Annotated in this window: 27 protein-coding genes, 5 tRNA genes and 1 pseudogene; 15 read left to right on the forward strand and 18 right to left on the reverse strand. The window is 54.1% G+C overall.

Translation table 11 applies throughout. The features are described from left to right. The first annotated feature begins 183 nt into the window (after positions 1 to 183). The 11 genes from csrA to QE396_RS22100 all read left to right on the forward strand — a co-directional run bounded on the left by csrA (position 184) and on the right by QE396_RS22100 (position 5,477). Positions 184 to 369, forward strand: a complete 186-nt coding sequence (csrA, locus tag QE396_RS22050) for a carbon storage regulator CsrA (protein WP_000906486.1) — start codon at positions 184 to 186, stop codon at positions 367 to 369. 343 nt (positions 370 to 712) lie between these two features. Further along, positions 713 to 805: transfer RNA gene (locus QE396_RS22055), tRNA-Ser, on the forward strand. A 4-nt stretch (positions 806 to 809) separates the two neighbouring features. Continuing rightward, a tRNA-Arg gene (locus tag QE396_RS22060) sits at positions 810 to 886 on the forward strand. A 64-nt stretch (positions 887 to 950) separates the two neighbouring features. Continuing rightward, positions 951 to 1,027, forward strand: a tRNA-Arg gene (locus QE396_RS22065). A gap of 29 nt (positions 1,028 to 1,056) precedes the next feature. Continuing rightward, a tRNA-Arg gene (locus QE396_RS22070) sits at positions 1,057 to 1,133 on the forward strand. Between the two features lie 27 nt (positions 1,134 to 1,160). Further along, positions 1,161 to 1,237, forward strand: a tRNA-Arg gene (locus QE396_RS22075). Positions 1,238 to 1,370: 133 nt separating this feature from the next. Beyond that, positions 1,371 to 1,937, forward strand: a complete 567-nt coding sequence (gene yqaB, locus QE396_RS22080) for a fructose-1-phosphate/6-phosphogluconate phosphatase (protein ID WP_014171331.1) — start codon at positions 1,371 to 1,373, stop codon at positions 1,935 to 1,937. Beyond that, positions 1,934 to 2,362 (forward strand): YqaA family protein, encoded by a 429-nt coding sequence (locus QE396_RS22085; RefSeq protein WP_032678833.1) that lies wholly within the window; start codon positions 1,934 to 1,936, stop codon positions 2,360 to 2,362. Before yqaB ends, QE396_RS22085 begins: the two co-directional genes overlap by 4 nt. Before the next feature lie 83 nt (positions 2,363 to 2,445). Then, a complete protein-coding gene (gene gshA / locus QE396_RS22090; protein WP_014171329.1) occupies positions 2,446 to 3,990 on the forward strand; it encodes a glutamate--cysteine ligase in 1,545 nt (514 codons plus the stop codon). A 152-nt stretch (positions 3,991 to 4,142) separates the two neighbouring features. Continuing rightward, on the forward strand, positions 4,143 to 4,658 hold the full coding sequence (luxS, locus tag QE396_RS22095) for an S-ribosylhomocysteine lyase (RefSeq protein ID WP_047366132.1): 516 nt from the start codon (positions 4,143 to 4,145) through the stop codon (positions 4,656 to 4,658). 54 nt (positions 4,659 to 4,712) lie between these two features. Further along, on the forward strand, positions 4,713 to 5,477 hold the full coding sequence (locus QE396_RS22100; RefSeq protein WP_032678832.1) for a helix-turn-helix domain-containing protein: 765 nt from the start codon (positions 4,713 to 4,715) through the stop codon (positions 5,475 to 5,477). Here QE396_RS22100 and leuA read toward each other — a convergent pair. The 13 genes and pseudogenes from leuA to QE396_RS22165 all read right to left on the reverse strand — a co-directional run bounded on the left by leuA (position 5,474) and on the right by QE396_RS22165 (position 20,176). Next, positions 5,474 to 7,123 (reverse strand): 2-isopropylmalate synthase, encoded by a 1,650-nt coding sequence (gene leuA / locus QE396_RS22105; RefSeq protein ID WP_025203397.1) that lies wholly within the window; start codon positions 7,121 to 7,123, stop codon positions 5,474 to 5,476. The genes QE396_RS22100 and leuA overlap by 4 nt on opposite strands. Positions 7,124 to 7,219: 96 nt before the next feature. Next, a complete protein-coding gene (emrB, locus tag QE396_RS22110) occupies positions 7,220 to 8,767 on the reverse strand; it encodes a multidrug efflux MFS transporter permease subunit EmrB (RefSeq protein ID WP_020883860.1) in 1,548 nt (515 codons plus the stop codon). Between the two features lie 16 nt (positions 8,768 to 8,783). Beyond that, positions 8,784 to 9,956 (reverse strand): multidrug efflux MFS transporter periplasmic adaptor subunit EmrA, encoded by a 1,173-nt coding sequence (gene emrA, locus QE396_RS22115; RefSeq protein WP_020883861.1) that lies wholly within the window; start codon positions 9,954 to 9,956, stop codon positions 8,784 to 8,786. Positions 9,957 to 10,083: 127 nt separating this feature from the next. Next, entirely contained in the window at positions 10,084 to 10,614 is a 531-nt protein-coding gene (emrR, locus tag QE396_RS22120; protein WP_014171323.1) for a multidrug efflux transporter EmrAB transcriptional repressor EmrR, read from the reverse strand. Positions 10,615 to 10,928: 314 nt separating this feature from the next. Then, entirely contained in the window at positions 10,929 to 12,113 is a 1,185-nt protein-coding gene (locus QE396_RS22125) for an MFS transporter (RefSeq protein WP_047366131.1), read from the reverse strand. A 149-nt stretch (positions 12,114 to 12,262) separates the two neighbouring features. Further along, positions 12,263 to 13,261, reverse strand: a complete 999-nt coding sequence (proX, locus tag QE396_RS22130) for a glycine betaine/L-proline ABC transporter substrate-binding protein ProX (protein WP_047366130.1) — start codon at positions 13,259 to 13,261, stop codon at positions 12,263 to 12,265. Positions 13,262 to 13,270: 9 nt separating this feature from the next. Next, entirely contained in the window at positions 13,271 to 14,335 is a 1,065-nt protein-coding gene (gene proW, locus QE396_RS22135) for a glycine betaine/L-proline ABC transporter permease ProW (RefSeq protein WP_309952478.1), read from the reverse strand. Beyond that, positions 14,328 to 15,530, reverse strand: coding sequence for a glycine betaine/L-proline ABC transporter ATP-binding protein ProV (gene proV, locus QE396_RS22140; RefSeq protein WP_020883862.1), 1,203 nt, complete (start codon positions 15,528 to 15,530; stop codon positions 14,328 to 14,330). Before proV ends, proW begins: the two co-directional genes overlap by 8 nt. 333 nt (positions 15,531 to 15,863) lie before the next feature. Then, positions 15,864 to 16,823: a class 1b ribonucleoside-diphosphate reductase subunit beta gene (gene nrdF, locus QE396_RS22145; protein ID WP_020883863.1), complete on the reverse strand. Its 960-nt coding sequence runs from the start codon at positions 16,821 to 16,823 to the stop codon at positions 15,864 to 15,866. Positions 16,824 to 16,832: 9 nt separating this feature from the next. Continuing rightward, positions 16,833 to 18,977 (reverse strand): class 1b ribonucleoside-diphosphate reductase subunit alpha, encoded by a 2,145-nt coding sequence (gene nrdE, locus QE396_RS22150; protein WP_047366129.1) that lies wholly within the window; start codon positions 18,975 to 18,977, stop codon positions 16,833 to 16,835. Continuing rightward, positions 18,950 to 19,361, reverse strand: a pseudogene (nrdI, locus tag QE396_RS22155) (class Ib ribonucleoside-diphosphate reductase assembly flavoprotein NrdI). The gene nrdE and the pseudogene nrdI overlap by 28 nt, the downstream one beginning before the upstream one ends. Continuing rightward, complete coding sequence (nrdH, locus tag QE396_RS22160; protein ID WP_047366127.1) at positions 19,358 to 19,597, reverse strand: glutaredoxin-like protein NrdH; 240 nt, start codon at positions 19,595 to 19,597, stop codon at positions 19,358 to 19,360. Before nrdH ends, nrdI begins: the two are co-directional and overlap by 4 nt. A gap of 252 nt (positions 19,598 to 19,849) precedes the next feature. After that, positions 19,850 to 20,176, reverse strand: a complete 327-nt coding sequence (locus QE396_RS22165; RefSeq protein ID WP_014171314.1) for a DUF883 domain-containing protein — start codon at positions 20,174 to 20,176, stop codon at positions 19,850 to 19,852. A 160-nt stretch (positions 20,177 to 20,336) separates the two neighbouring features. Here QE396_RS22165 and QE396_RS22170 point away from each other — a divergent pair, with 160 nt between their 5' ends. Beyond that, on the forward strand, positions 20,337 to 20,681 hold the full coding sequence (locus tag QE396_RS22170) for a DUF2002 family protein (protein WP_006811693.1): 345 nt from the start codon (positions 20,337 to 20,339) through the stop codon (positions 20,679 to 20,681). Positions 20,682 to 20,713: 32 nt separating this feature from the next. Here the strand turns inward: QE396_RS22170 and alaE are convergent, their stop codons facing one another. Next, positions 20,714 to 21,163 carry an L-alanine exporter AlaE gene (alaE, locus tag QE396_RS22175; protein WP_020883866.1) on the reverse strand — a complete coding sequence of 150 codons (450 nt, stop codon included), beginning with the start codon at positions 21,161 to 21,163 and terminating at the stop codon, positions 20,714 to 20,716. A gap of 493 nt (positions 21,164 to 21,656) precedes the next feature. On the opposite strand from alaE, the gene stpA reads away from it, so the two are divergent. After that, the gene (gene stpA / locus QE396_RS22180) at positions 21,657 to 22,061 is read left to right on the forward strand and encodes a DNA-binding protein StpA (RefSeq protein WP_044858472.1); all 405 of its coding nucleotides are present in this window, start codon (positions 21,657 to 21,659) and stop codon (positions 22,059 to 22,061) included. Between the two features lie 38 nt (positions 22,062 to 22,099). Here stpA and QE396_RS22185 read toward each other — a convergent pair whose 3' ends face one another. The 3 genes from QE396_RS22185 to QE396_RS22195 form a co-directional block, all read right to left on the reverse strand. Further along, positions 22,100 to 22,279: a hypothetical protein gene (locus QE396_RS22185; protein ID WP_014171310.1), complete on the reverse strand. Its 180-nt coding sequence runs from the start codon at positions 22,277 to 22,279 to the stop codon at positions 22,100 to 22,102. 79 nt (positions 22,280 to 22,358) lie between these two features. Continuing rightward, positions 22,359 to 22,880, reverse strand: coding sequence for a rhodanese family protein (locus QE396_RS22190; protein WP_044868224.1), 522 nt, complete (start codon positions 22,878 to 22,880; stop codon positions 22,359 to 22,361). Between the two features lie 9 nt (positions 22,881 to 22,889). Then, the gene (locus QE396_RS22195) at positions 22,890 to 23,189 is read right to left on the reverse strand and encodes a helix-turn-helix transcriptional regulator (RefSeq protein WP_032680424.1); all 300 of its coding nucleotides are present in this window, start codon (positions 23,187 to 23,189) and stop codon (positions 22,890 to 22,892) included. Positions 23,190 to 23,368: 179 nt separating this feature from the next. On the opposite strand from QE396_RS22195, the gene QE396_RS22200 reads away from it, so the two are divergent. Continuing rightward, complete coding sequence (locus QE396_RS22200; protein ID WP_032678825.1) at positions 23,369 to 23,527, forward strand: YqaE/Pmp3 family membrane protein; 159 nt, start codon at positions 23,369 to 23,371, stop codon at positions 23,525 to 23,527. Here QE396_RS22200 and QE396_RS22205 read toward each other — a convergent pair. Continuing rightward, complete coding sequence (locus QE396_RS22205; protein WP_309952488.1) at positions 23,524 to 24,453, reverse strand: LysR substrate-binding domain-containing protein; 930 nt, start codon at positions 24,451 to 24,453, stop codon at positions 23,524 to 23,526. The two genes, QE396_RS22200 and QE396_RS22205, sit on opposite strands and share 4 nt — an antisense overlap. 320 nt (positions 24,454 to 24,773) lie before the next feature. Between QE396_RS22205 and QE396_RS22210 the strand changes: the two genes are divergently transcribed. Further along, complete coding sequence (locus QE396_RS22210; RefSeq protein ID WP_047366136.1) at positions 24,774 to 25,379, forward strand: ankyrin repeat domain-containing protein; 606 nt, start codon at positions 24,774 to 24,776, stop codon at positions 25,377 to 25,379. The last annotated feature ends 2 nt before the right edge of the window (positions 25,380 to 25,381 follow it).

Genomic DNA, 25,381 nt, shown 5'->3' on the forward strand with positions numbered 1-25,381 from the left:
GCTATCGATAACGATAAAGTCAGGTTGAGTTTGTGTATATCGGCTAAACTTACGTTTAACAGAATGTGATGCCGTGACTGCTTACACTTTACGTGTTTGTCATCGCTTACTTTTTGGCGTTATATGATGGATAATGCCGGGATACAAGAGACCCGACTCTTTTAATCTTTCAAGGAGCAAAGAATGCTGATTCTGACTCGTCGAGTTGGTGAGACCCTCATGATTGGGGATGAGGTCACCGTGACAGTTTTAGGGGTAAAGGGTAACCAGGTACGTATTGGTGTAAACGCTCCTAAAGAAGTATCTGTCCACCGTGAAGAGATCTACCAGCGTATCCAGGCTGAAAAATCCCAGCAGTCCAGTTACTGATATTGTCGCGTCTCGCTGTCGGGCGAGACGCAACCTCTCCCGCCATTTTTCCTGCTTAAAGTTACCGTTTAATTTCAATCGCTCTGTTTTTAACCACTCTCTTACTCTTAACTCGCCTCAACATCACTATTCTGTCATCAGTTTTCTGAGAAGATGCCTGCAAAATCCGCTTATAAAACACCCTCTTTGCAGCTTTTGCATGCGAATTGCGTGTGATTTGTGCAAACGATAAAAGCTTTTGGAAAATTGTTTGACTTATAAGTCCCAGAAAGTAATATATGCGCCACGCAGCGACGAGAAGCTCTTAACGAGTTACTCGGAGCACTCGAAAGAGGCGTTGTGTGGTGAGGTGGCCGAGAGGCTGAAGGCGCTCCCCTGCTAAGGGAGTATGCGGTCAAAAGCTGCATCCGGGGTTCGAATCCCCGCCTCACCGCCATTTTGCATCCGTAGCTCAGCTGGATAGAGTACTCGGCTACGAACCGAGCGGTCGGAGGTTCGAATCCTCCCGGATGCACCATCTATTACTTCATATTGCTTTCGAAGTGATATGAATATCGAGTAGTACAATAGTAAATCCCGATGCATCCGTAGCTCAGCTGGATAGAGTACTCGGCTACGAACCGAGCGGTCGGAGGTTCGAATCCTCCCGGATGCACCATTTACTATTTCTGAAAGCAGTACCCTGATGCATCCGTAGCTCAGCTGGATAGAGTACTCGGCTACGAACCGAGCGGTCGGAGGTTCGAATCCTCCCGGATGCACCATTTACTGTTTCAAAAGCATTTCCCGATGCATCCGTAGCTCAGCTGGATAGAGTACTCGGCTACGAACCGAGCGGTCGGAGGTTCGAATCCTCCCGGATGCACCATCTTCTTTTCTGTATCACTCTCTTTCTCCCTGGTTATTCCTTCGACGTTCCGTCAGCAATCATTTCTCTTTGAGCGACAAAAACCACCGTTTACGATAAAGTAATGCTTTGTTAATCGTTTAGCGAGAGCACGATGTACGCACAGTATGACGGTTTGATCTTCGATATGGATGGCACTCTCCTGGATACCGAACCCACGCATCGTCAAGCCTGGACTGATGTCCTTGCTCGTTACGGTATGCGTTTCGATCTTCAGGCGATGATCGCCCTCAACGGAGCCCCAACCTGGCGTATAGCGCAGGCCGTGATTGAACGTAATCATGCCGATCTCGACCCGCACCTTCTGGCCCGTGAAAAAACCGATGCGGTAAAAGCGATGCTTTTAGATACCGTGCGCCCGTTACCGTTAATTGACGTCGTAAAAGCATGGCACGGGCGTCGCCCTATGTCCGTTGGCACGGGCAGTGAAAGCGCTATTGCGGAAGCGCTGCTCACCCATCTTGGCCTGCGCCATTATTTCTCTGCGGTGGTTGCCGCCGATCATGTTCAAAATCACAAGCCCGCACCGGACACCTTCCTGCGTTGTGCAGAACTGATGGGTGTGCCTGCGGTGAAATGTGTTGTGTTCGAAGATGCTGATTTTGGTATTCAGGCCGCGCGCGATGCCGGGATGGATGTTGTGGACGTCCGCTTACTGTGAGTGACGCGCTGTCACTTTTATCATTATTCGCCAGCAGTTTTTTAAGCGCCACGCTCTTGCCGGGAAATTCGGAAGTGGTGCTGGTAGCGATGCTGTTGTCTGGCGTGAGTCAGCCCTGGTTGCTCGTGTTAATAGCAACAATGGGTAATAGCTTTGGAGGGCTGACTAACGTTATTCTTGGGCGTTTCTTTCCGCTGCGTGAAAAATCGCGCTGGCAGGAAAAGGCAGTCGGCTGGCTAAAACGCTATGGCGCTGCCACGCTGTTATTAAGCTGGATGCCTGTAATAGGTGATTTACTGTGCCTGCTGGCGGGATGGATGCGCATCTCCTGGGGGCCAGTGCTCTTTTTTTTGTGCCTTGGCAAGGCGTTGCGCTATGTTCTCGTGGCATGGGCAACACTACAGGGTATGACGTGGTGGCACTAATTGGTGGAATGAATACGCGACCTTCAATCGTCAACCATTACAATTATGCTGAGTAACAATACTTTGACAGGCGGGAGGTCAATTTGATCCCGGACGTATCTCAGGCGCTGGCCTGGCTGGAAAATCACCCTCAGGCACTGAAGGGTATTCAGCGTGGTCTTGAGCGTGAAACGCTGCGCGTTAACGCGGACGGTAGCTTAGCGACAACGGGTCACCCGAAGGCGTTAGGCTCGGCGCTGACACATAAATGGATCACAACCGATTTCGCTGAAGCGCTGCTGGAATTCATCACGCCAGTGGATGGTGATATTGATCATATGCTAACGATTCTGCGCGACATCCATCGCTACACTGCCCGCAATCTGGGTGATGAGCGTATGTGGCCGCTCAGCATGCCGTGCTATATCGAACAAGGCCAGGAGATTGAACTGGCGCAATACGGCACGTCAAATATCGGTCAGCTGAAAACGCTCTATCGTGAGGGGCTGAAAAACCGCTACGGTGCGTTGATGCAGACCATCTCTGGCGTGCATTACAATTTCTCTTTACCCATGGCGTTCTGGCAGGCGAAGTGCGGCGAAACGGATAAAGACGCGATCTCCGCGGGTTATTTCCGCCTGATCCGCAACTACTATCGTTTTGGCTGGGTCATTCCGTATCTGTTTGGCGCATCGCCTGCGATATGCTCGTCATTCCTGCAGGGGAAACCGACCACGCTGCCGTTCGAGAAGACAGAGTGTGGAATGTACTATCTCCCGTACGCCACCTCTCTGCGTCTTAGCGATCTGGGTTATACCAATAAGTCGCAAAGCAATCTCGGTATTACGTTTAACGAATTGCATGAATATGTGGCAGGATTGAAGCGGGCGATCAAAACGCCGTCGGAAGAGTACGAGAAAATCGGCCTCGAAAAAGACGGTAAGCGCCTGCAGATCAACAGCAATGTGCTGCAGATTGAAAATGAACTGTACGCGCCTATTCGTCCGAAGCGCGTTACGCGCAGCGGTGAAACCCCGTCGGATGCACTGCAGCGCGGCGGGATTGAATACATAGAAGTGCGCTCGCTGGATATCAACCCGTTCTCACCCATCGGCGTTGATGAGCAGCAGGTTCGCTTCCTGGATCTGTTTATGGTCTGGTGCGTACTGGCGGATGCGCCGGAAATGAGTTCAGAGGAACTGCTCTGTACCCGTACCAACTGGAACCGCGTGATTCTGGAAGGGCGCAAGCCGGGTCTGACGCTGGGTATTGGCTGCGAAACAGCGCAGTTCCCGCTGACGAAAGTGGGTAAGGATCTGTTCCGCGACCTGAAGCGTGTTGCCCGGACCATGGACAGCATTGACGGTGGGGAAGCCTATCAGAACGTGTGCGACCAGCTGGTTGAATCGTTTGATAACCCGGAACTGACGTTCTCAGCGCGTATTCTGCGTTCTATGATTGATCAGGGTATTGGCGGCACCGGGCGTTCGCTCTCTGCGGAATACCGCGAGATGCTGAAGCAGGAGCCGTTAGAGATTCTGAGTGAAGCCGATTTTGTGGCGGAACGAGACGCGTCTGTCGTGCGTCAGAAAGAGGTTGAAGCGGCGGATACGGAGTCGTTTGAGGCGTTTCTGGCGAAACAGGCTTAACAGAAAAGAAAAAGGCCACATCGCTGTGGCCAAAATATACATCTCTGAATTCAGGGATGATGATAACAAATGCGCGTCTTTCATATACTCAGACGTGCATTTTGTAGAAGAGTTCAGTTTATTTTAAAAAAAATCACTATCGGAGGTGACGTATGCCGTTATTAGATAGCTTTACTGTCGACCATACCCGTATGGAAGCACCTGCAGTACGTGTGGCGAAGACCATGCACACCCCGCACGGCGACACGATCACCGTATTCGATCTGCGCTTCTGCGCGCCCAACAAAGAAGTGATGCCAGAGAAAGGCATTCACACCCTGGAGCACCTGTTTGCCGGGTTTATGCGTGACCACCTGAACGGTAATGGCGTGGAGATCATCGATATCTCTCCGATGGGTTGCCGTACCGGTTTCTACATGAGCCTGATTGGTCAGCCTGAAGAGAAACGCGTCGCGGATGCCTGGAAAGCGGCAATGGAAGATGTGCTGAAGGTGAAAGAGCAGAACCAGATCCCTGAGCTGAACGTATATCAGTGCGGAACTTACCAGATGCACTCTCTGGAAGAAGCCCAGGAGATCGCGCGTCATATCATCGAGCGTGACGTTCGCGTAAACAGCAACGAAGAGCTGGCGCTGCCAAAAGAAAAACTGCAGGAACTGCACATCTAGTGCACCTTTTCCCTCTCCCTCAGGGAGAGGGTAGGGTGAGGGGCGTTTAACCTCATGACCACAACCTCAACCTTCTCCTTTACCCATCGCCCACTTGTTCCTTATGCCCATGATTACCTTCATGGCGACAGCGAGCCGTGGCATCAGCATGACTGCGCGCAATTGCTGCACACCCTGAGTGGGGTGGTGAGAGTCGATACCGCATCAGGTTGTTGGGTGGTGCCGCCCGGACGCGGCGTCTGGCTACCCGCGGGCACTCCGCACTCTTTGCGTATTACCGGCAACGTTGCGGCGCGCACGCTGTTTATCGATCCCCTGGCGCGAGCCGATCTTCCGGCAACCTGTCAGATAGTCCAGATCTCCGGTCTGTTACGCGAACTTATCCTCACCTCGCTGACGCTTGAGGCGTCCTACTCGCCAGGCAGTCGTGATGAGCGCGTATATGAGCTCATTCTGGATGAAATCCGCACGATGCGGGTGCTGCCGTTTCACCTGCCTGAGCCGGAAAGCGAGCCGTTGCGTACCCTTTGCCAGCAGATCCGGCGGTTGCCGGGGGAAAGCTGGGGCAGCATGCAGGCCGCAAACACGCTTGGTATGAGTGAACGTACGATGAACCGCCATTTCAAGCAGCAGACGGGGTTAAGCTACGGTGAGTGGCTAAGAAGGGCGCGCCTGCTGGAAGCGCTGCTGCGCCTGGGACAAGGTCAGCCAGTGCTACGTGTGGCGCTGGATCTGGGCTACGGCAGCCACAGTGCCTTTACGGCGATGTTTCGCCGGGTGATGGGGATATCACCCAGCGATTATTTCAAAGACAGCTAGCTGACAGCATTGAACAGGGCCTGAAGAGACGCGCGGGCCACGTCGCTGTCAATGCCGACGCCCCAGCGGCTGCTACCATCCTGAAACAGACAGCGGATATACGCCACCGAGCGGCTGTCGCTGCGCTCCCCAAGCGTATGTTCGTGATAGTCCTTAATCACAAACGGGGTCGTGACCCAGCGGCTTATACCATTGGCCGCCGCGGATAACAGCCCGTTGCCTTGCCCCTCCAGCTGGCACATCCCGCCCTGCGTCGTGACGCTTGCCGTCAGATGCAACTGCCCGTCCTGCTGGCTGTCGCTACGGTAAGCGTGCAGGGCAAAGCCCGGCGTCTCTACCAGCCCATAACGTGTGCGGAACAGTTGCCACAGCGCATGCTGCGTCATTTCTTTACCGTGCTGGTCGGTTTCCTGCTGTACGTGCTGGCTAAAGTCCTGCTGCAGGGCGCGGGGTAATTTCAGACCATGGTTTTGTTCAATAAGCCACGCGCTGCCGCTTTTTCCTGACTGGCTGTTAACCCGGATCACAGCTTCGTAGGTGCAACCAATATCCTGTGGGTCAACCGGCAGATAGGGCATCTCCCAGCGTTCGTCAGGCTTGCGGGCATCAAAGCCTTTCTTGATGGCATCCTGATGTGAACCCGAAAATGCGGTATACGCCAGCCGTCCTGCCCACGGATGGCGCGGATGCACCGGCAGCTGGTTGCAGGTTTCTACCACCTCCACCACGTGATTCATGTCGCTAAAGTCCAGATTCGGGCTAATCCCCTGGCTGTAGAGGTTCATCGCCAGCGTGACCAGGCAGACGTTACCGGTTCGTTCGCCGTTCCCAAACAGACACCCTTCGACACGGTCTGCACCGGCCATCAGGGCCAGCTCCGCGCTGGCGACACCGGTGCCGCGGTCGTTATGCGGATGGACGCTGATGCAGACATCACTGCGGCGGCTGAAATGACGGCAGAAATACTCAATCTGATCGGCATACACATTCGGTGTACTGACCTCAACGGTGGCCGGTAAGTTGATCACCATCGGGCGTTCGGCGCACGGCTGCCAGATGTCCGCCACGGCTTCGCAAATCTCCAGCGCAAAGTCCGGCTCGGTAAAGCAGAAAGTTTCCGGAGAGTATTCGTATTGCCAGCGGGTGGCGGGATTCTCTTCGCACAGCGTGCGGATAAGACGCGTGGAACGGGTCGCCAGCTCAACGATTTGCGCTTTCTCCATGCCGAACACCAGGCGGCGGAACAGCGGGGCGGTGGCGTTATACAGGTGTACGGTGGCCTGCTTCGCCCCGCGCAGCGACGCAAAGGTACGCAGGATAAGGTCTTCTCGCGCCTGGGTTAATACCTGAATGGTGACGTCATCCGGAATGCGGTTTTCGTCGATCAACTGACGCACAAAATTGAAGTCCGTCTGTGAGGCAGAGGGGAAAGCGACTTCGATTTCTTTGAATCCGCAACGCAGTAACAACGCCCAGAACTGCAGTTTGCGGTTGCTGTCCATCGGCTCGGCAAGGGCCTGATTACCGTCGCGTAAATCGGTGGAAAGCCAGCGTGGCGCCTGCGTGAGGCGTTGCTCAGGCCAGCGGCGATCGGGCAGGGAAATAGCAGGTTGAGGTTGGTATTTGTCGGAAGGTGTTTTCAGCATGGTGCGCTCCTGTTGTCTTTTCACTATCGTGAATCGATTTCAGGAGCGCTGCTTTATCGTTACTGACAATCGCTGTCGCGATCTGGACACCGCACGTTAGTGCGCACCGCCGCCACCGCCTCCGGCGCCAAACGGTGGTCGGGCAAACCATACCAGTCCCAGCAGGATGATAAAGATCCCCGCCGATATCCAGAATATCTCGTTTGCCGAGATAATCAGGCCCTGGTTGGTGATCTGCTGGGCGATCCAGCCGGATGCCTGCTGCTCCGTCATCCCCATTCCCTGAAGCTGACTGTACATCTGCTGCGAGTTAGGGTTGAACGGGTTCACCGCTTCGGTCAATTGCGCATGGTGCATCGACTCGCGGTTGGTCCAAAGGGTCGTGGTGATCGACGTCCCGATGGAGCCTGCCAGCGTACGCGTAAAGTTCGACAGGCTTGATGCCGCCGCCATGCGCTCAGGCGGCAAGCCGGAAAGCGTAATGGTCGTCAGCGGCATAAAGAAGCACGCCACGGCGAAGCCCTGAATGAACTGCGGCCATGCGGATGCGCCAAAGTCCATGCCCGGCTCGAACGTATACGCGCGCCAGTAGAAGCACACCGCGTACATGATAAAGCTGAAGGTCACCAGCCTGCGCATGTCGAGCTTGTGAGCGAAGCGGCCGATAATCGGCGACAGCAGGACCGGAATTAACCCCACTGGCGCAGAAGCCAAACCTGCCCAGGTTGCGGTGTAGCCATATACCTCCTGCAACAGCTGCGGCAGCAGAACGATTGCGCCGAAGTAGAGCATGTAGGCCAGGCTGATACACAGGCAGCCGATGGTGAAGTTTCGCGACTTAAACAGCGAGAGATCGACGATCGGATTATCGTCCGTCAGCTCCCAGACGATCAGGAAGCTCAGCGATATCACCGCCACAACGGTCAGGATGATAATCTCTGTCGAGTTAAACCAGTCCAGCTCTTTACCCTGATCGAGCATCACCTGCAGGCTACCGATCCCGACCACCAGCAGTGCCAGGCCAATGGCGTCAATTCGCCGCTGCTCTGTTCGGGTTTCGCGACCGCGCAGCGTTTGCAGGGTCAGCATCACCACCAGCGCACCAATTGGCACGTTGATGAAGAAGATCCAGCCCCAGTGGTAGTTGTCGCTGATATAGCCGCCGAGGATAGGCCCGCAAATCGGTGCGACAATCACCGTCATTGACCACAGCGCCAGCGCGATAGAGCGCTTAGCGGGCGGATAGTTGTTCAGCAGCAAACTCTGCGACAGCGGAATCAGCGGCCCGGCCACAATCCCCTGAATGACGCGGAAGATGATCAGCATCGTCAGGCTGTTGGACATGCCGCACGCCCAGGAGGCGAGCACGAACAATACCGTTGACCACAGGAACAGCTTTACTTCACCGACGCGCTTCGCCAGCCAGCCGGTGATAGGGATGGAGATGGCGTTTGCCACCCCAAACGAGGTAATGACCCAGGTCCCCTGGCTCAGTGACGAGCCAAGGTTACCGGCGATGGTTGGGATCGCCACGTTTGCGATGGTAGAGTCCAGCACCTGCATGAATGTCGCCAGCGACAGCGCAATGGTCATGATAACCAGTTGCGCCCCCTCCAGCGGTTTTTGCGGCTTTTGCTGTTGCATAACGCTCACCTTCGGATTAACCGGCGTTTGCCTTCACGATGTCATCGATCAGTTTATTGACCGGATCGAGGCTAATTTCACGGGCGTTACTTTCATAAGCCGGGGTGCTGCGCACCTGACTTGCCAGGATCTGACCATCGCGGTTGGCGGTATCAACCGTTACCAGCGTAGAGAGGCCAATACGCAGCGGATGGTCCGCCAGCTGTTTTGCATCCAGTTCAATACGTACGGGCAAGCGCTGAACCACTTTGATCCAGTTCCCGGTGGCGTTTTGCGCTGGCAACAGGGAGAAGGCACTGCCGGTCCCCATATCCAGGCCGACCACTTTCCCGGTGTACTTCACGTCATCACCGTAAATATCGCTGATCACCGTCGCGGTCTGGCCGATACGCATATGGGCAAGCTGCGTCTCTTTAAAGTTCGCATCAACCCACAGGTTGTCCGCCGGAACGACCGCCATCAGCGGCGTGGTTGGGCTAATTTGGGCGCCAGGCTGGACGGAACGACGAGAGACGTAGCCGGTCATCGGGCTGACAATTTTAGTACGCTGCAGGGCAAGCCACGCGTTGCGCACGTCGGTGGCAGCCTGTTGCACGGCAGGCTGGTTTTCCAGGCTGGTGCCCAGCACCATCGCCTGGTTGGCGTTGTACTGTTGAATCGCCACGTCCAGCTGCGCCTGTGCGCTGGCAACGGCATCACGCGCGTGCTGCAGCTCTTCACGGCCAATCAGGTTGGCAGTGCCGAGGGGAACGCGACGGTTCAGGTCGCTCTGCGCCTGCGCCAGTGCGGTTTTCTGCACGTCGATGTTGGCCTGCAGCTGCTTGCTGTTGATCATCAGCTGGCGGGTCTGACGGACGCTGGAGGCCAGCGCGGTCTGGGCTTTTTCAAAAGCCTGTTGGGCGTCGGTCGGATCGAGCGTGACCAATACATCCCCTTTTTGCACAAAATCGGTGTTATCAGCCCAGACTTTCGTCACGCTGCCCGATACCTGCGCCATAATTTGTACCTGGTTCCCTGCCACGTATGCATCGTCTGTCTCTTCAGCATGACGCAATACTAAAAACCAATAGATCCCATATGCCACGGCAATAATAATAAAGAGCAATGTCAGTACAATAAGGGCGCTTTTGCGTTTGCCCTTTTTATTGACCGGTTGCTGCGGGGTAGTGCTCTCCGCATTTGCGCTCATTGTTGTTCTCCACGATCTTCTTATTTTCACATCGGCTGAGCCGAGCTGTTGTCAGAAAGGCCAGCAGTGTGACGTGCTGGCCTGTCGGTTTTCTTATGAGTCTGGGATTGTTGAGCGTGTTGTCGCGTTAGCGCAGCGCCTCTAGAACAGCGCCGTCTTCATCCATCTGGTCCAGACGGGTCAGCAGCTTGCGAGTAATGTGCTCAAGCTGGTCGCGCTCGGTGGTGCTGAGGGCAGACCACAGTTGATGCAGGCAATTATGCTGAGGTGGCAGCACCTCACGCAGGAATTGGTGACCTTTGTCGGTCAGCTGCAGATGCAGGCAGCGGCGATCGTTATCGCTTTCACGGCGTTCAATCCAGCCGCGTTTTTCCAGTTCATCGGCAATACGGGTGGCATTAGTACGGGATGAACCCAGCGCGCAGCTCAGCTCTGACGGCTGAATGCTGTGATTTTCCTGAGACTCCAGCGTAATTAACGCCATAAACAACGTCTCGTTAATCCCTTGAGCTTTCAGCATTTTATTACGATTTTCCAGTAGCTTACCCTGCATGTGCATGCACAGGCGGGTCAGCAGGATCTCCTGATACGGGAAGTCCTCATGACGACTGGCGCGGAATTTAAGCATTTGTTCAATGGGCGTAAACGAACTATCCATTTGGGCATAACCTCATTAATTACAGCCGATATAGTAACGATAGTGACAAATAATGTAAATGAATTATTTGTGCGGTTATATCCGCCAAACTTATGTCACCATCAGAAAGCGCCGGGTAAGTCCGTGACCCGGTGAGCACAGAGAGCGTTGGGAGTGAACCCGCGGAAGAGAGGATGTGAGGACGGGGGTCTGAACTATTCATGCCGGTAGAAAATATGTCACCCACATTAAAATTTCTGGGATAAATGATTACGTTTACATTAACAGACTGCAGGGCCCCTTTACACCCTAAGAGGCCCAAAGCAATGTAAAACTTAGTTAATTACGTCCTGGCGATGGTACCCACGCCACCATACTAGCAGATTCAGCGCGGCGACGATTGCCCCTATCCCACACACGCCTGACCAACCGGCATGCTGCCACGCCGAGGCTGAAATTAACGAACCCGCTGCGCCGCCAATAAAATAGCTGGTCATGTATCCGGCCGTGAGGCGGTTACGCGCCTCTGGCTTCACGCGGTAGATGACGGTCTGGTTAGTGATATGCACACCCTGCACGGTGAGGTCGAGTACCAGAATACCGACGATCAGCGCCAGTACAGAGGTATGGCCATACCAGATGGCTGCCCAGGAGAGCAGGAGCAGAATCAGCCCGGCAGAGGTCGTCAGATGGGATTTGCCTTTATCCGCCAGTCCGCCCGCCGGACGCGCGCCCAGAGCTCCCGCAGCGCCCGCCAGACCAAACAGACCAATCACCGCTTCGGAATAATTGAACGGCGGCGCGGCCAGCAGAAACGCCATTGAGGTCCATAAGATGCTGAAGTTGGCGAAGGTCAAACAGCCCAGCAACGCACGCGTACGCAGCAGTTTATCGTGTGTGAAGAGGCTGAAAACGGAGGCGAGAAGCTGTGGATAATTAAGGTGATTTTCCTGCTTCACCTTTGGCAGCCCGCGCCACAGGGCAAGCGCCATCACGGCCATCAGTACGCTCGCCACCCAATACACGGTACGCCAGCCACCAAGACTCGCCAGCAGCCCGGCGACGGTCCGCGCCAGCAAAATCCCCAGCAGCAGGCCGCTCATGATTGTTCCCACCACCTTGCCGCGCTTTTCCGGTGAGGCGAGAGTGGCGGCGAGCGGAACCAGAATCTGCGCCACGACGGAGAACAGACCCGTTAACGCGGTGCCGATAATCATCATCGTTAACGAGTGGCTGCTGGCGGTGATCAGCATCCCGCCTGCGGCCAGCAAGGTCATGGAGACAATCAGCATCCGACGCTCAAACATATCGCCCAGCGGCACGAGGAAAAGCAGCCCGGCGGCATAGCCAAGCTGCGCGGCGGTGACAATAAAGCCAGCGGAGCTGGCAGAAAGGTTAAACGCGCGGGCGATGGTATCGAGCAGTGGCTGCGCGTAGTAGTTACTGGCGACGGCCAGACCCGTTGCCACGGACATTAAAAGGATGAGTGCCGGGCTAAGCCCTTGAGTTGTTTTAGTCATCAGGTTCAGGAATCGTGAGTTAAGTGATTATTTTTCCGTGAACCATAATAGCGAATGATTGTGAATGTGGTGGGATTGTTACGTGCTGGATTGTGCGGTTTAGGGGAGTTAACCCTCTCCCGTGGGGAGAGGGCAGGTCTGAAGGGCTCTTATGACTTCTGCGCATCCATCGCTTCTTTTACCCAGCCATCAAACTGCTGCTGGTGGGCTTTGATCCAGCCATCCACGTGGCCTTTGATGTCAGCTTCGGACGATTTCCCCGCGTGCATCATTGCGTTCTGGGCGTTGATGTCCGCCAGAGGCAGTTTCATCACCGAGAACAGCTTCGCTGCCGCCGGGTTTTTCTCAGCCCAGGCTTTGTTAGCAACGATATGCATCGTGTTGACCGGGAAGCCATAGTTCATGCCGTTTGGCAGTTTGGTGTCGATATCTTTCTGCTCGCCCGGCAGGGAAGAGAAGGGGACCTGCAGCCACACCACGTCTTTCCCCGGCTTCAGCACGTCGCTCACCCAGTACGGTGTCCAGGTGTAATAGATAACCGGTTTACCCTCTTTGAAGCGGGCAATGGTGTCGGCCATCATCGCCGAGTAGTTACCGTGGCTGACGTCGACCGTTTTCGCCAGGTCAAAGGCTTTGTTCTGGTGATTAATCACCGCCTCACAGCCCCAGCCCGGCGAGCAGCCGATCATGTCAGCTTTGCCGTCACCGTTAGTGTCGAACAGTTTGGCAATCTTCGGATCTTTCAGCTGCTCGATATTGGTGATGTGGTACTGGTCGGCTGTTTTCTTGTCGATCAGATACCCCTGCGCTGCGCCGGTCACGAAGGTGCCTTCGCGGTAGAATTTCTTATCCCCGCCGGCGGCGGCATACATGTCGTCGTGCAGCGGCTGCCAGTTGACGGCGGTAAAGGTGGCATCACCGGAGGCAATCGAGGTGTAGCCCACGTTGTAATCCACTTCACTTGGGGTGTTGACCGTATAGCCCAGTTTTTCCAGCGCGCGGCTGACTAACAGCGTCTGGAAGGTCTCTTCTGAAATGGTGCTCTGCACCGGTTGCACGGTAATGCCTTTGCCCGGCAGGTCTGCAGCAAACGTGCTGGTGGAGACAAGGGTGGCAAACGCTGTGGCAAAAAGTACGCGATGTCGCATCGTTGTTCCTTATTTTCTGAATGGGCGGGTGATTAACCCGACAGGGCCGGTGCTATACCAGCGACGGTTGCCGCGACTGCGTGAATCACGACCGACAGCCTGCGTCAGGCGGTCAAGGATAATGGCGAGGATCACAATGCCGACGCCGCCCACGGTGGCCAGTCCCATATCAAGACGACCAATGCCGCGCAGCACCATCTGACCCAGTCCGCCGACGGCAATCATTGAGGCAATTACTACCATGGAGAGGGCCAGCATCAGCGTCTGGTTGACACCCGCCATGATGGTTGGCATCGCCAGTGGAAGCTGAACTTTAAACAGCATCTGGCGCGGGCTGGCACCAAATGAACGCGACGCCTCGATAAGATCGGCCGGTACCTGGTTAATCCCGAGTATCGTCAGACGAATGACCGGCGGCAGGGCGAAGATAATGGTCACCACGACGCCCGGCACGTTGCCGATACCAAACAGCATCACGATCGGCACCAGGTAGACAAACGCGGGGGTGGTCTGCATTGCATCCAGCAGCGGACGAATAATCTTCGCCGCCCGCGGACTGCGCGCCAGCCAGATCCCCATCGGCAGGCCGATAGCGACGCAGAAGAGCAGGGCGGTGAGCACCAGCGCTAAGGTGATCATTGCCTGCGACCAGGCGCCAATCGCGCCGATGGCAATCAGTGAGATCAGCGTGGCGACACCCATGCCGGCGCTGCCAAACTGCCAGGCAATCAGGGAGAAGAGCACAATAGCGACCGGCGCGGGCATGCCGAGCATCAGCTGCTGGAAACCGTTCAGGATGTAATCCACCGGTACGCGGATCCCCTGGAAGACCGGACGGAAGTGAGTCACTACCCAGTCGATCCCCTCCGTGACCCAGCTATCCAGCGGGATCAGCGTCTTATGAAACGGATCCATAATATTGAAGTGCTCTGGCGCAGGAGCCGGTGCACTGTTGAGCCAGTCCGCCGCGCCGCCATCGGTTGGCGCAGACGTGGAAGACCCCCACGCATCGGCAGATTGAGCAGCGCTGTCCGCCGCCTCGGTGGTTCCCCACGGGTTAGATTGATCAGCCATTGTTTGTCCCCTCGCGATCTAAAGCCTGCAGCAACATGCGTTTTGAGATGATGCCGACGTACTGTTGTTCCTCACTGACTACCGGTACGGCACACGGGGCCTGACCAACGTGAGAGAGCAGCTCGCTGAGCGGCGTTTCGGCGTCCACGGCAAGCGGGGAGTCGATAACCGCCGCATCAATGCCCTGATTTTCGCTGAGTGCGGTTTTCAGGGAGTCGATGGAAACAATGCCAACAAATTTATTACCGCGTTCGATCAGATAACCGTATTCCCGATCTTCATCCTGCAACAGTTTCAGTGCAGAGCGCGGACCAAAGCCCGGTGTTTTGCGGATAAGACCGTTCGGTGAACGACGGGCGATATCTTTCGCACTAAAGACCTGACTAATATCCACGCCGCGGAAGAAGGTGCGCACATAATCATTGGCCGGATTATTCAGAATTTCATCCGGCGTGCCGACCTGCACCACTTCACCATTTTGCATAATGGCAATACGGTCACCAATACGCATGGCTTCATCAAGATCGTGGGAAATAAAAACAATGGTACGTTGATGTTTAGCCTGTAATTTTACCAGCTCATCCTGCATCTCGGTGCGAATTAATGGATCGAGTGCCGAGAAGGCTTCATCCATTAATAAAATGTCTGGGTTAATGGCTAATGCGCGGGCTAATCCGACACGCTGGCGCATCCCGCCAGAAAGCTCATCCGGGTAGGCATGCGCATAATTCTCGAGGCCCACCTGACGTAATGCATCCAGCGCTTTTTCCTGACGTTCATTAGCGGTAACGCCCGCTAATTCCATGCCAAAGGCGGCATTATCCAGCACCGTCATATGCGGCATCAGCGCGAATGACTGGAACACCATTGCAATCTTCTTTCTGCGCACCTCGCGAAGTTCAGCCTCTGATATTCTGGCGATATCAACACCATCAATCAGTACCTGTCCACGGGTGGGTTCAATCAGGCGATTGAGAAGGCGAACCATAGTGGATTTACCCGAACCGGATAACCCCATGATGACAAAAATCTCGCCTTCTTCAATGGCCAGACTGGCGTCTTTAACGCCAAGCGATAGCCCGGTTTTTTCCAGAATTTGCTCTTTTGAAAGGCCTTTCTCAATATATTTGAATGCGCGCTGAGGATGCTCGCCAAATACTTTATAAAGATTTTTCACTTCTAATTTAATTGCCATGCAATAGAGAGTGTCCTGTTATTTGTTTATGTCGATATCATTACCATGGTAAATAGTTAACTGGCATTACCCTAACATACTGAGAATCTGAGACAACCCTGGGTTTGCTTATGGCAGGAATTTTGCCGTAAGCGAAACGGCTGAATTTCCCATGAGTAAAGGGCTGAGCGTGGTTTGAATTTTTCTGAATTTTTTGCTTTTGCACAGCGAAATTTCGCCTGAATCGGAGTGATTCAGGCGAATATGAACGGGGAATTACAGTGTAGTTGCCCGTGAAATATTAGGGAGGAAATTGTTAGATTTATATTAAATTAATGAACGTTAATCCGCTCATTAAAAATCCCAGTCCTCATCTTCGGTCTCCACCGCTTTGCCCATCACATACGACGAACCAGACCCGGAGAAGAAATCGTGGTTTTCATCGGCGTTGGGTGACAGTGCCGCCAGGATCGCTGGGTTCACGTCGGCCATTTCCGGTGGGAAAAGCGCTTCGTAGCCGAGATTCATCAGCGCTTTATTGGCGTTGTAGCAAAGAAACGCTTTTACCTCCTCCTCCCAACCGGTACCGGCGTACAATTCTTCGGTATAACTCAGTTCGTTCTCGTACAAATCCATCAGCAAATCGAGGGCAAAACCTTTTAACGCTTCGCGCTTTTCTTCGCTGACGTTCTCCAGCCCTTTCTGATATTTATAGCCGATGTAGTACCCGTGTACGGCTTCATCACGAATGATGAGGCGAATTAAATCGGCGGTGTTGGTCAGCTTGCCGCGGCTGGACCAGTACATCGGTAACCAGAAGCCCGAATAGAACAGGAAGGATTCGAGAAACACGCTGGCAATTTTCTTCTTCAGCGGTTCGTCGGCTTGATAATACTCCAGCACCAGGCTGGCCTTTCGCTGCAATGACTCGCTTTCTTCGCTCCAGGTGTATGCCGCGTCCACATCTTTGGTCTGGCACAGCGTCGAAAAAATCGAGCTGTAGGAGCGGGCATGGACCGCCTCCATAAAGCTGATGTTCGACATCACCGCCTCTTCGTGAGGCGTCAGCGCGTCGGCCATCAGCGCAGGGGCACCGACGGTATTTTGAATGGTGTCCAGCAGCGTCAGACCGGTGAACACACGGATCGTCAGCTGCTGTTCGGCGTGGCTGAGGGTTTGCCAGGCCGGAATATCGTTTGAAAGCGGGACTTTTTCCGGCAGCCAGAAGTTGCTGGTCAGGCGGTTCCACACCTCCAGGTCTTTATCATCCTGAATTTTATTCCAGTTAACGGCACTCACGCGTGACAGTTTCATCCTTTCTCCTTACAGCGCGCAGGACACGCAGCCTTCAATTTCGGTACCTTCCAGCGCACGCTGGCGCAGGCGAATGTAGTAGAGGGTTTTGATCCCTCTCTTCCAGGCGTAAATCTGCGCCCGGTTGATGTCGCGCGTGGTGGCGGTGTCCGGGAAGAAGAGCGTCAGCGACAGCCCCTGATCCACGTGTTTTGTCGCCTCGGCGTAGGTATCAATAATTTTCTCAGGGCCAATCTCATACGCGTCCTGATACAGGGCCAGATTGTCGTTGGTCATAAACGGGGCAGGGTAGTAAACGCGCCCGGTCTTACCTTCCTTGCGGATCTCAATCTTCGACACAATCGGGTGGATACTCGACGTGGCGTGGTTAATGTAAGAGATTGACCCGGTTGGCGGTACGGCCTGCAGATTCTGGTTATAGATGCCGTAACGCATCACATCGTCCCGCAGCTGCTGCCACATCTCGCGGGTAGGCAGGAGAACCCCGGCATCGGCAAAAAGCTGGCGCACTTTGTCGGTTTTCGGCTGCCAGTCTCCTTCCAGATATGGCCTGAAGTACTCACCGCTGGCGTAACGCGACTGTTCAAAGCCCGCAAAGCGCTGGTTACGCTCGCGCGCCAGCATCATTGAGGTATGCAGCGCATGCCAGGTAATGGTGTAAAAATAGAGGTTGGTGAAATCCAGTCCTTCCGGGCTACCGTAGGCGATACCTTCCCGCGCCAGATAGCCGTGGAGGTTCATCTGCCCAAGGCCGATGGCGTGCGAGGCGGCATTACCGGCTTCAATGGACGGCACGCTGCGGATGTGGCTCATGTCTGACACCGCGGTCAGCCCGCGAATGGCGGTTTCCACCGTGCGGCCAAAATCGGGGGAATCCATGGTGTGGGCAATATTCAGCGACCCGAGGTTACAGGAGATATCTTTGCCGATGTCGGCGTAGTCCAGGTTTTCGTCATACGTGGATGCGCTGTTCACCTGCAATATCTCCGAGCACAGGTTGCTCATATTGATTCGCCCGGCAATCGGGTTCGCACGGTTGACCGTATCTTCATACATGATGTACGGATAGCCGGACTCAAACTGAATTTCGGCCAGCGTCTGGAAGAAATCGCGGGCGTTAATGTACTTCTTACGAATGCGATCGTCGGCCACCAGATCGTGATACAGGGCGCTTATCGCCACATCACCAAACGCTTTCCCGTAAATACGCTCAATGTCGTATGGGGAGAAGAGCGCCATCTCGGCATTTTCTTTGGCGAGCGCAAAGGTGATATCCGGAATCACCACCCCAAGCGACAGGGTCTTAATGCGGATTTTTTCATCGGCGTTTTCACGTTTGGTATCCAGGAAGCCCAGGATATCCGGATGGTGCGCGTGCAGATAGACAGCCCCCGCGCCCTGACGCGCCCCCAGCTGGTTGGCATACGAGAAAGCATCTTCCAGCATTTTCATGACCGGAATCACGCCGGAGGACTGGTTTTCAATGCGCTTAATTGGCGCACCGGCTTCACGCAGGTTCGACAGCAGAAATGCCACCCCGCCGCCGCGTTTAGAGAGCTGCAGCGCCGAATTCACCGCGCGACCAATCGACTCCATATTGTCTTCGATGCGCAGCAGGAAGCAGGAGACCAGCTCGCCGCGCTGGGCTTTTCCGCAATTGAGAAAGGTCGGTGTGGCGGGCTGGAAACGGCCGGAGAGCATCTCATCCATCAGGCGTTCAGCCAGGGTTTCATCGCCCTGCGCGAGCGTCAGGGCAACCATCACCACGCGGTCCTCGAAGCTTTCAAGATAGCGTTTGCCGTCGAACGTTTTCAGGGTATAGCTGGTGTAAAACTTCCATGCGCCAAGAAACGTCTGGAAACGAAAACCGCGGCTATGGGCCTGCCCGAACAGCGTCTCCACAAAGGCACGATCGTACCGGGCCAGCACGCGCTCTTCGTAATAGCCTTCCTTGACCAGATAATCGAGACGTTCATTCTGGCTTGCAAAGGTCATGCTGTTGGGGCGGACGTGGGTGGCGATAAACGCCTCCACCGCCTCATGATCTTTGCCAAACTGAATGTGCCCCTCACGGTCATAGAGGTTCAGCATCGCGTTTAATGCGTGGTAATCCGGTGTCGCCTGAATTACACGTTCTGCGGTTGTCGTTGCCAAAATTCGTTCACTCCTTTACGCACGTTCTCTACGTCCTGCTGTGTCCCCATCAGTTCAAAACGATAGAGATACGGCACGCCGCATTTTTTGAGAAATGACATCCCCGGCACGGCCAAAGGCATCGCCGAAATTGCGATTGCCCGCCGCGATAACGCCGCGAATAAGCTGTCGGTTGTGGGGATCGTTGAGAAAGCGGATCACCTGACGAGGCACGGCCCCCGCGGTGCCACCTCCACCATAGCTCGGGACCACCAGAATGTAGGGGGCGTCTGCCCGGATTCGTTCCCGCTCATTAAGCGGGATACGTATCGCAGGCAGCCCGACGCGCTCAATAAAGCGGAGCGTGTTTTCCGAGCTGCTGGAGAAGTAGACCAGCCCACTCATGCCCTGGTGGCCTGGGCGGCGAGGCGGTTAATCATGTCGGGGCGAAAGCCGGACCAGCTGGTCTCCCCGGCGACGACGACCGGCAGCTGGCGAAAACCTTGCGCCCGCAGGGTATCGGCAGCTTCGGGCTGCAGGTCTATGTTCACCATCTCAAAGGCCACTCCACGGCTTTCCATTGCACGTTTTGTCGCGTGGCACTGAACACAATCGTTACGAGTGTAAATAATAATGCTCATGATTCGTATTTCCATTTAAAATGAGAGAGCGGCGCGAATCATCGCGTCAGGTTGTGTGTATCTTGCTAAAGGGAATACTAGATGTAGTTGTCTTAAGATTCAACCATACAAGATATGGGAATTTCAGATTAATATGGCCCCGATGATGAGCACAGCGGGGCAGGGCGGGCTGTACGGCTTTTTCAGGCGCGCAGGCAAAGAAAAGCCCCGGGGGCTGACGCGACCGGGGCGGATACGGACAGGCTGAGACGACTATTTGCGCAGGCTAAGCAGCGCCCCCACGAAGATACCCACCGCGGCTACCGTACCAAGCGTACAGAGGGGTTTTTCGCGAACGAAGGTATTGGCACAGCTGATGGCATCGCAGGCAGCCTGCGTGGTGCGCGAACGCCCATTCATGCGGGCGCGGGTTTCACGTAGCAAAGACTGAGCCTTACGTTTTGCGGCATCCGCTTCGTCCTTCGCACCGGAACCCCAGGATTTCAGCACTTCTTCCAGCGAGTCCGCTAATTGGCTGACATCGTTACGAATATCCTGTGTGTCGTCGTTAATATCGTTTCGGTTCGGTCTGTTAAACATACGATCCTCCGTAATTTTGCGTTCCCGTTTAGTTTAGTCCAGAAATTTAATATCTGAAGCGCGTCACGCGTTATCTGGCAGTTTATGGAATATTCTGAAAGCCCTGCTAATGCTGAATACTGTAAGGTTGCCGGGCAGGAAAAGATAACGAGGAAAAGATATGTATTTACGACCTGATGAGGTGGCGCGCGTTCTTGAAAAAGAGGGATTCACCATGGATGAGGTGACATCAAAAGCGTATGGATATCGCCGTGGCGAGAATTATGTTTACGTTAATCGTGAAGCAAGAATGGGACGTACCGCTCTCATTATTCACCCGACGCTGAAAGACAGAAGTTTGTCCTTTGCTGAGCCTGCCTCGGATATTAAAACCTGCGATCATTATCAGCAATTCCCACTGTATTTAGGTGGTGAAACGCATGAACATTATGGTATTCCGCATGGCTTCAGTTCGCGTATGGCGCTGGAGCGGTTTTTGAAGGGACTGTTTGGCGACGTACAGTAAATCTGCGACTGGCATTCGCCAGTCGCCTCACATCATGCTTTGGCCTGGCTGTACTGGCTGACCTTAAACAGGCGGCGACAGTAGTCGAGAAAATAGCCATACACCGCACCCATCAGCATTGAAATCACGATATTTGAACTGACCGCAGCGACGATTTGATGCCAGTCTGCGCCCACTGTCAGCAGAATAGCCACGTAAACCGGCGACTGGAACGTCACGTATGCCAGAACGTCGGCGAGGTTTTTCACCCACCCTGACGGGCTAATACGACGCGCAAAGCGCATGACCGCATCGCGGTATAATCCATAAGGCCACGCAATAATAATGTTGACCGGAATTGCCACCAGACGAGAAGAAAGTGACTGCTCAAAGGACATTCCGGAGAGGAAAATTTCGATCAGCATGTTCACGACGGAACAGTAAACAACCATCGCGAAGGTATCCGCTACCGCATGGCGCAGGCGAGATTGCGGTGAGAACATGTCTGAACTCCTTGAGAAGAACACAATAGAAACGATTTTCCCTCAGCGGTTAGTGCTTTAGGTTGGTTTGTCAAGCGTGTATAGCGTATATCTCTGCCTTTGAACTAACAACTAGTTATTAATTTTTATTTAGTCGCGTTTTGTCCACAAAATTCTCTAAAATTGCGTGTTTTTTGTTCGGTTCGTTATAATCTGTCCCTGCCGTCAGTTTTTGTATGTAAATCAATCTGTTGATCTTGAGCGTGTCGAAGCGAACGTTCTGCCCGAACGACGGCAGTGCGGCATGCTTTGATTTGGATTAAATCTAACCGTTTATACTGAGATAAAGATTGAATCCGGCGGTATCGACAGTTATCCGCGGATATTATTAAACGCGATATTTTAAAACATTTACATTTTTAGCAAGACGTGCCCGCGGGTAGATATTCCAGGCGAAATGAATTATTCTCTTGTCGATTTTTCGATTTACCCTAAAGAAAAGGTTTTCAAATATATGTCTTTGACGTTACAGAATCTTAATAATATCCGAACTCTGCGTGCGATGGCGCGTGAATTATCCCTGGACGTTCTTGAAGAAATGCTGGAAAAAGTCAGGGTCGTTGCTGAAGAGAAACGGAGTGAGCTGGCGGAATTAGAGCAACAACGCGCTGAGCAGCAGGAAAAAATTAATGCCCTGCTGGAACTGATGAAAGCTGATGGTATTTCACCGTCCGATCTCCTCGGTTCAGATTTGGCGCAGGCCGGTAAGCCAGCGAAAAAACGTAAACCGCGTGAAGCGAAATATCGCTTTATTGATCTCAACGGTGAAGAGAAAACATGGACCGGTCAGGGGCGTACGCCAAAGCCTATTGCCAATGCGCTGGCAAACGGTAAATCACTGGATGATTTTCTGATTTAATCCATGAGCCGGGCGGAGGACTCCGCCCGGTTGCCTGTTTAGCAGACGCCGAAATCACCCTCTTCGGTATACAGGGCCAGGTCTGCGGCCTTCAGGGTAAATTTCTCGCCTTGCTCATTGCTGGCCTGAACCGCCACAACGCTATCGCCGTTCACTTCGAGTACTTTCAGTTTTGGGCCGCCTTTACGCGGTTGCACATAATCACCGACAGAAAACATACTACCTCCTCATCGTTTCAATGATCTTCACCTTAGCCCACGTCTGATACCGGGTACAGCGTATTTCACCGATTACTGCTTACGAGGTACGCCGGTTCCAGGGCATCACTTTCAGCAGTCTCGCCATTCCGCAAAACCCGGTCAGCCCGGCAAACAGCAGCCCGGCCCCCACAAAGCCGCTCAGCAGGAAAAAGCCGCTGGAGAGCGTAAAGCCCAGCACGACCCCGCACAGGGTGAGCAGCCCGGCGGCAATTTGCACCTGACGCATCAACGGCAGCGGCTGTGACGTGTCTTCCTGCGTGATCAACCCAGCCTGCTTCCACCCCTGAATTCCGCCTTCAACGATAAATGCCTGAGCAGGCGCGGCAGCCTGAGCAAGGCGGGCTGCGTTCGAGGATGTCCGGGCGCCAGACTGGCAGTGAAAAATCACCGTTTCGCCCGCGTGCGTCTCAAGCCCGCCGGGTAAGGTGTCCAGCGGCACGGACCGGGCGGCGGGAATATGCTCGCGAGCATATTCGTCGGGATCGCGAATATCGATCAGTTTTGCACCTTCAGAAACGAGCGCATTGGCCTGCTGGGGTGAAATGAGCGGTAGTGACATGGTGGCTCCTTACGGGCAATAGAGGCTTTTCAGGGTACTGATAAGCTGATGCACCGCATCGTTTTTAATGAAATACAGAATGCGCTGCGCTTCACGGATGCTGTCGATAAGCCCCTCTTCACGCATACGCGCCAGATGTTGTGACGTGGCGGATGGGCTAAGCCCCGTCGCCCGCGCCAGATCGCCCGCGCTGGTACCCGGTGTACCGCACAGCATGCAGAGGATCAGCAACCGACGCGGATTGCTCATCGCTTTTAACAGGGCTGCGGCCTGTCCGGCGCTGGCCTGAAGTTGTTCCAGTTCAGTCATATTAGTTTAGTCTTTACTTAGTTAAGTAAACTCTAAACTAATGGGGAGGATTAAGCCAGTGTCAAAAGCGTAAAAGAGGGTAAAAGGGCGATAAAGAGATGGCGCAGGCCGTTAAACTGGCTACGCTTAGAGGATGTTCTCTTTTGTATTTTCAATTGGTTAGCTTGCACGGAGTCGTTATGGGTTTTTGGCGTATTGTCTTTACTATTATCCTGCCCCCGCTGGGCGTGCTGCTCGGCAAAGGGTTTGGCTGGGCGTTTATCATTAACATCGTTCTGACCTTACTGGGCTACATCCCTGGTCTTATTCACGCGTTTTGGGTGCAAAGCAAAAACTAAGCGCGCCACAGTAGATCGCTGTATATCCCGGTCAGCACGCCCTGTGGATCAAACTGCTGTTTGATCCAGCGCGTGACCTGGCCGGTCGCCGCATGCTGCGTGGCAAGCAGCATGCGTGAATCCTGACGCGGATTATTGATTCGCCGCGTGACCAGCAGCCCGTCCTCCACCGCCTCGCGGGCCATATACTCCGGTAAAAAACCAATCCCGTCCCCAAGGATCTGACACTGGCATTTGGTGTTGAAGTCGGGCACCAGAATCGCCTCCTGGCCGTGCAGCAGCCAGCCGACCTTCTTGTTTATAGTGTGCGCCGTGTCTTCCACCATGATGTTGGGGTACAGACGCAGCTGGCTTTCGGCTATCGGCTCCGGCACGAAGGCCAGCGGGTGTTCCGGCGCGATGGCGAATACCCAACGGATGGCACCGATCTCGGTGTAATCAATGCCGCCGCCGTCGAGCAGCGTATCCGGTGCGCCAATCGCGATATTGGCCTGGTTGTTGATGATGGAGTCCCAGACGCCGTTGTAGACCTCGGTCGTGACGGTGATCTGGCAGGTAGGAAACTGTTTTTTCAGCACCTGCAGCAGCCGCGCCGTATGGCGTGGGGTGTACAAAAGCTGATTGATGCAGATGCGGACCCGCGCCTCAATGCCCTGCGAAATGGTGTCTATCCCGCGCTTAATGGCATGAAAATCATTCAGCAGGTCGGTCGCTTTACGGTAAAAGTAAAACCCCGACTCGGTCAGCTCAATGCTGCGCGTATTGCGTACAAACAGCACCACATCCAGCCCGGTCTCCATTCGCTTGATGGTGTAACTGATGGCAGAGGTGGTTACGCCAAGCTCGGTGGCGGCTTTGCTGAAGCTGCCAAAGCGTGCCGCCGTGGTGAAGGCCAGCAGGTTCTCTTCAGTAAAGATGGAATTCATATTACGGCTCCTGTTAGCCATCAGTTTTGAACATATTTTAACAGCGCTGTTACAACGCATATGACGGCGGTCACAGTTCTGATTATTCGCGTCGAGCCGCGTCATGTCAGGCTTCATCAGGCATAAGCAGAATGCTGCCTGAGGCGAATAAAAGCGCTAAAACATAAGTAAAAGATTGCACGGCCGCACATTTTGGCTGAATTGTTGAATTTAACTCAATAATGAATTGACTGTCGATGAATGATTTTTAAGCGGATTCTTTTCTCACCAGGCTGTTGCTATTCTCAGGTCATGAGCAATACATCATGGGGAGTCTGAATATGTCTGCGAACGAACTCGTTACTGAATTTTTGCTGGCGGCAGAGCAGGGCAATATTGACGGGCTAAAAGCCTGCCTTGAAAAAGGTGTCGATATTAATGTCACTCAACGCCAGAAAAGAACGGCCGTTATTATTGCCAGCCTGAAAAAGCATTATGACTGCGTGGCATTTTTAATTGCCGCCGGAGCAGATATTGATCAACAGGATCAGACCTGTTTTAACCCCTTCCTGATTAGCTGCCTGACAAATGATTTAACCCTGCTGCGGATAGTCTTACCCGCCAATCCGGATCTTGATCGCCTGACCCGCTTCGGTGGTGTCGGCATTACGCCTGCCAGCGAGAAAGGGCACGTTGAGATTGTGCGCGAGCTGCTGGAGAAAACCGATATTAACGTCAACCACACCAACTTCGTGGGCTGGACGCCGCTGCTGGAAGCGATTGTCCTCAACGATGGCGGCGCGAAACAGCAGGAAATTGTAAAGCTGTTACTGGATAACGGCGCAAATCCGCACATGACCGATAAATACGGCAAAACCCCGCTCGAACTGGCGCGGGAAAAAGGCTACCACCAGATAGCAGACCTGCTGCTGGCTGCAGGCGCGTAATT

Origin of the sequence: Enterobacter sp. SORGH_AS_0287 (assembly GCF_031453695.1) — a bacterium.
Lineage (GTDB): Bacteria > Pseudomonadota > Gammaproteobacteria > Enterobacterales > Enterobacteriaceae > Enterobacter > Enterobacter ludwigii.

Bases quoted from the DNA above. Each gene is read 5' to 3' on its own strand.
- csrA (WP_000906486.1), top strand. From the start codon at position 184: ATGCTGATTCTGACTCGTCGAGTTGGTGAGACCCTCATGATTGGGGAT.
- yqaB (WP_014171331.1), top strand. From the start codon at position 1,371: ATGTACGCACAGTATGACGGTTTGATCTTCGATATGGATGGCACTCTC.
- luxS (WP_047366132.1), top strand. From the start codon at position 4,143: ATGCCGTTATTAGATAGCTTTACTGTCGACCATACCCGTATGGAAGCA.
- QE396_RS22100 (WP_032678832.1), top strand. From the start codon at position 4,713: ATGACCACAACCTCAACCTTCTCCTTTACCCATCGCCCACTTGTTCCT.
- leuA (WP_025203397.1), bottom strand. From the start codon at position 7,123: ATGCTGAAAACACCTTCCGACAAATACCAACCTCAACCTGCTATTTCC.
- emrB (WP_020883860.1), bottom strand. From the start codon at position 8,767: ATGCAACAGCAAAAGCCGCAAAAACCGCTGGAGGGGGCGCAACTGGTT.
- emrA (WP_020883861.1), bottom strand. From the start codon at position 9,956: ATGAGCGCAAATGCGGAGAGCACTACCCCGCAGCAACCGGTCAATAAA.
- emrR (WP_014171323.1), bottom strand. From the start codon at position 10,614: ATGGATAGTTCGTTTACGCCCATTGAACAAATGCTTAAATTCCGCGCC.
- QE396_RS22125 (WP_047366131.1), bottom strand. From the start codon at position 12,113: ATGACTAAAACAACTCAAGGGCTTAGCCCGGCACTCATCCTTTTAATG.
- proX (WP_047366130.1), bottom strand. From the start codon at position 13,261: ATGCGACATCGCGTACTTTTTGCCACAGCGTTTGCCACCCTTGTCTCC.
- proW (WP_309952478.1), bottom strand. From the start codon at position 14,335: ATGGCTGATCAATCTAACCCGTGGGGAACCACCGAGGCGGCGGACAGC.
- proV (WP_020883862.1), bottom strand. From the start codon at position 15,530: ATGGCAATTAAATTAGAAGTGAAAAATCTTTATAAAGTATTTGGCGAG.
- nrdF (WP_020883863.1), bottom strand. From the start codon at position 16,823: ATGAAACTGTCACGCGTGAGTGCCGTTAACTGGAATAAAATTCAGGAT.
- nrdH (WP_047366127.1), bottom strand. From the start codon at position 19,597: ATGAGCATTATTATTTACACTCGTAACGATTGTGTTCAGTGCCACGCG.
- QE396_RS22165 (WP_014171314.1), bottom strand. From the start codon at position 20,176: ATGTTTAACAGACCGAACCGAAACGATATTAACGACGACACACAGGAT.
- QE396_RS22170 (WP_006811693.1), top strand. From the start codon at position 20,337: ATGTATTTACGACCTGATGAGGTGGCGCGCGTTCTTGAAAAAGAGGGA.
- alaE (WP_020883866.1), bottom strand. From the start codon at position 21,163: ATGTTCTCACCGCAATCTCGCCTGCGCCATGCGGTAGCGGATACCTTC.
- stpA (WP_044858472.1), top strand. From the start codon at position 21,657: ATGTCTTTGACGTTACAGAATCTTAATAATATCCGAACTCTGCGTGCG.
- QE396_RS22185 (WP_014171310.1), bottom strand. From the start codon at position 22,279: ATGTTTTCTGTCGGTGATTATGTGCAACCGCGTAAAGGCGGCCCAAAA.
- QE396_RS22190 (WP_044868224.1), bottom strand. From the start codon at position 22,880: ATGTCACTACCGCTCATTTCACCCCAGCAGGCCAATGCGCTCGTTTCT.
- QE396_RS22195 (WP_032680424.1), bottom strand. From the start codon at position 23,189: ATGACTGAACTGGAACAACTTCAGGCCAGCGCCGGACAGGCCGCAGCC.
- QE396_RS22200 (WP_032678825.1), top strand. From the start codon at position 23,369: ATGGGTTTTTGGCGTATTGTCTTTACTATTATCCTGCCCCCGCTGGGC.
- QE396_RS22205 (WP_309952488.1), bottom strand. From the start codon at position 24,453: ATGAATTCCATCTTTACTGAAGAGAACCTGCTGGCCTTCACCACGGCG.
- QE396_RS22210 (WP_047366136.1), top strand. From the start codon at position 24,774: ATGTCTGCGAACGAACTCGTTACTGAATTTTTGCTGGCGGCAGAGCAG.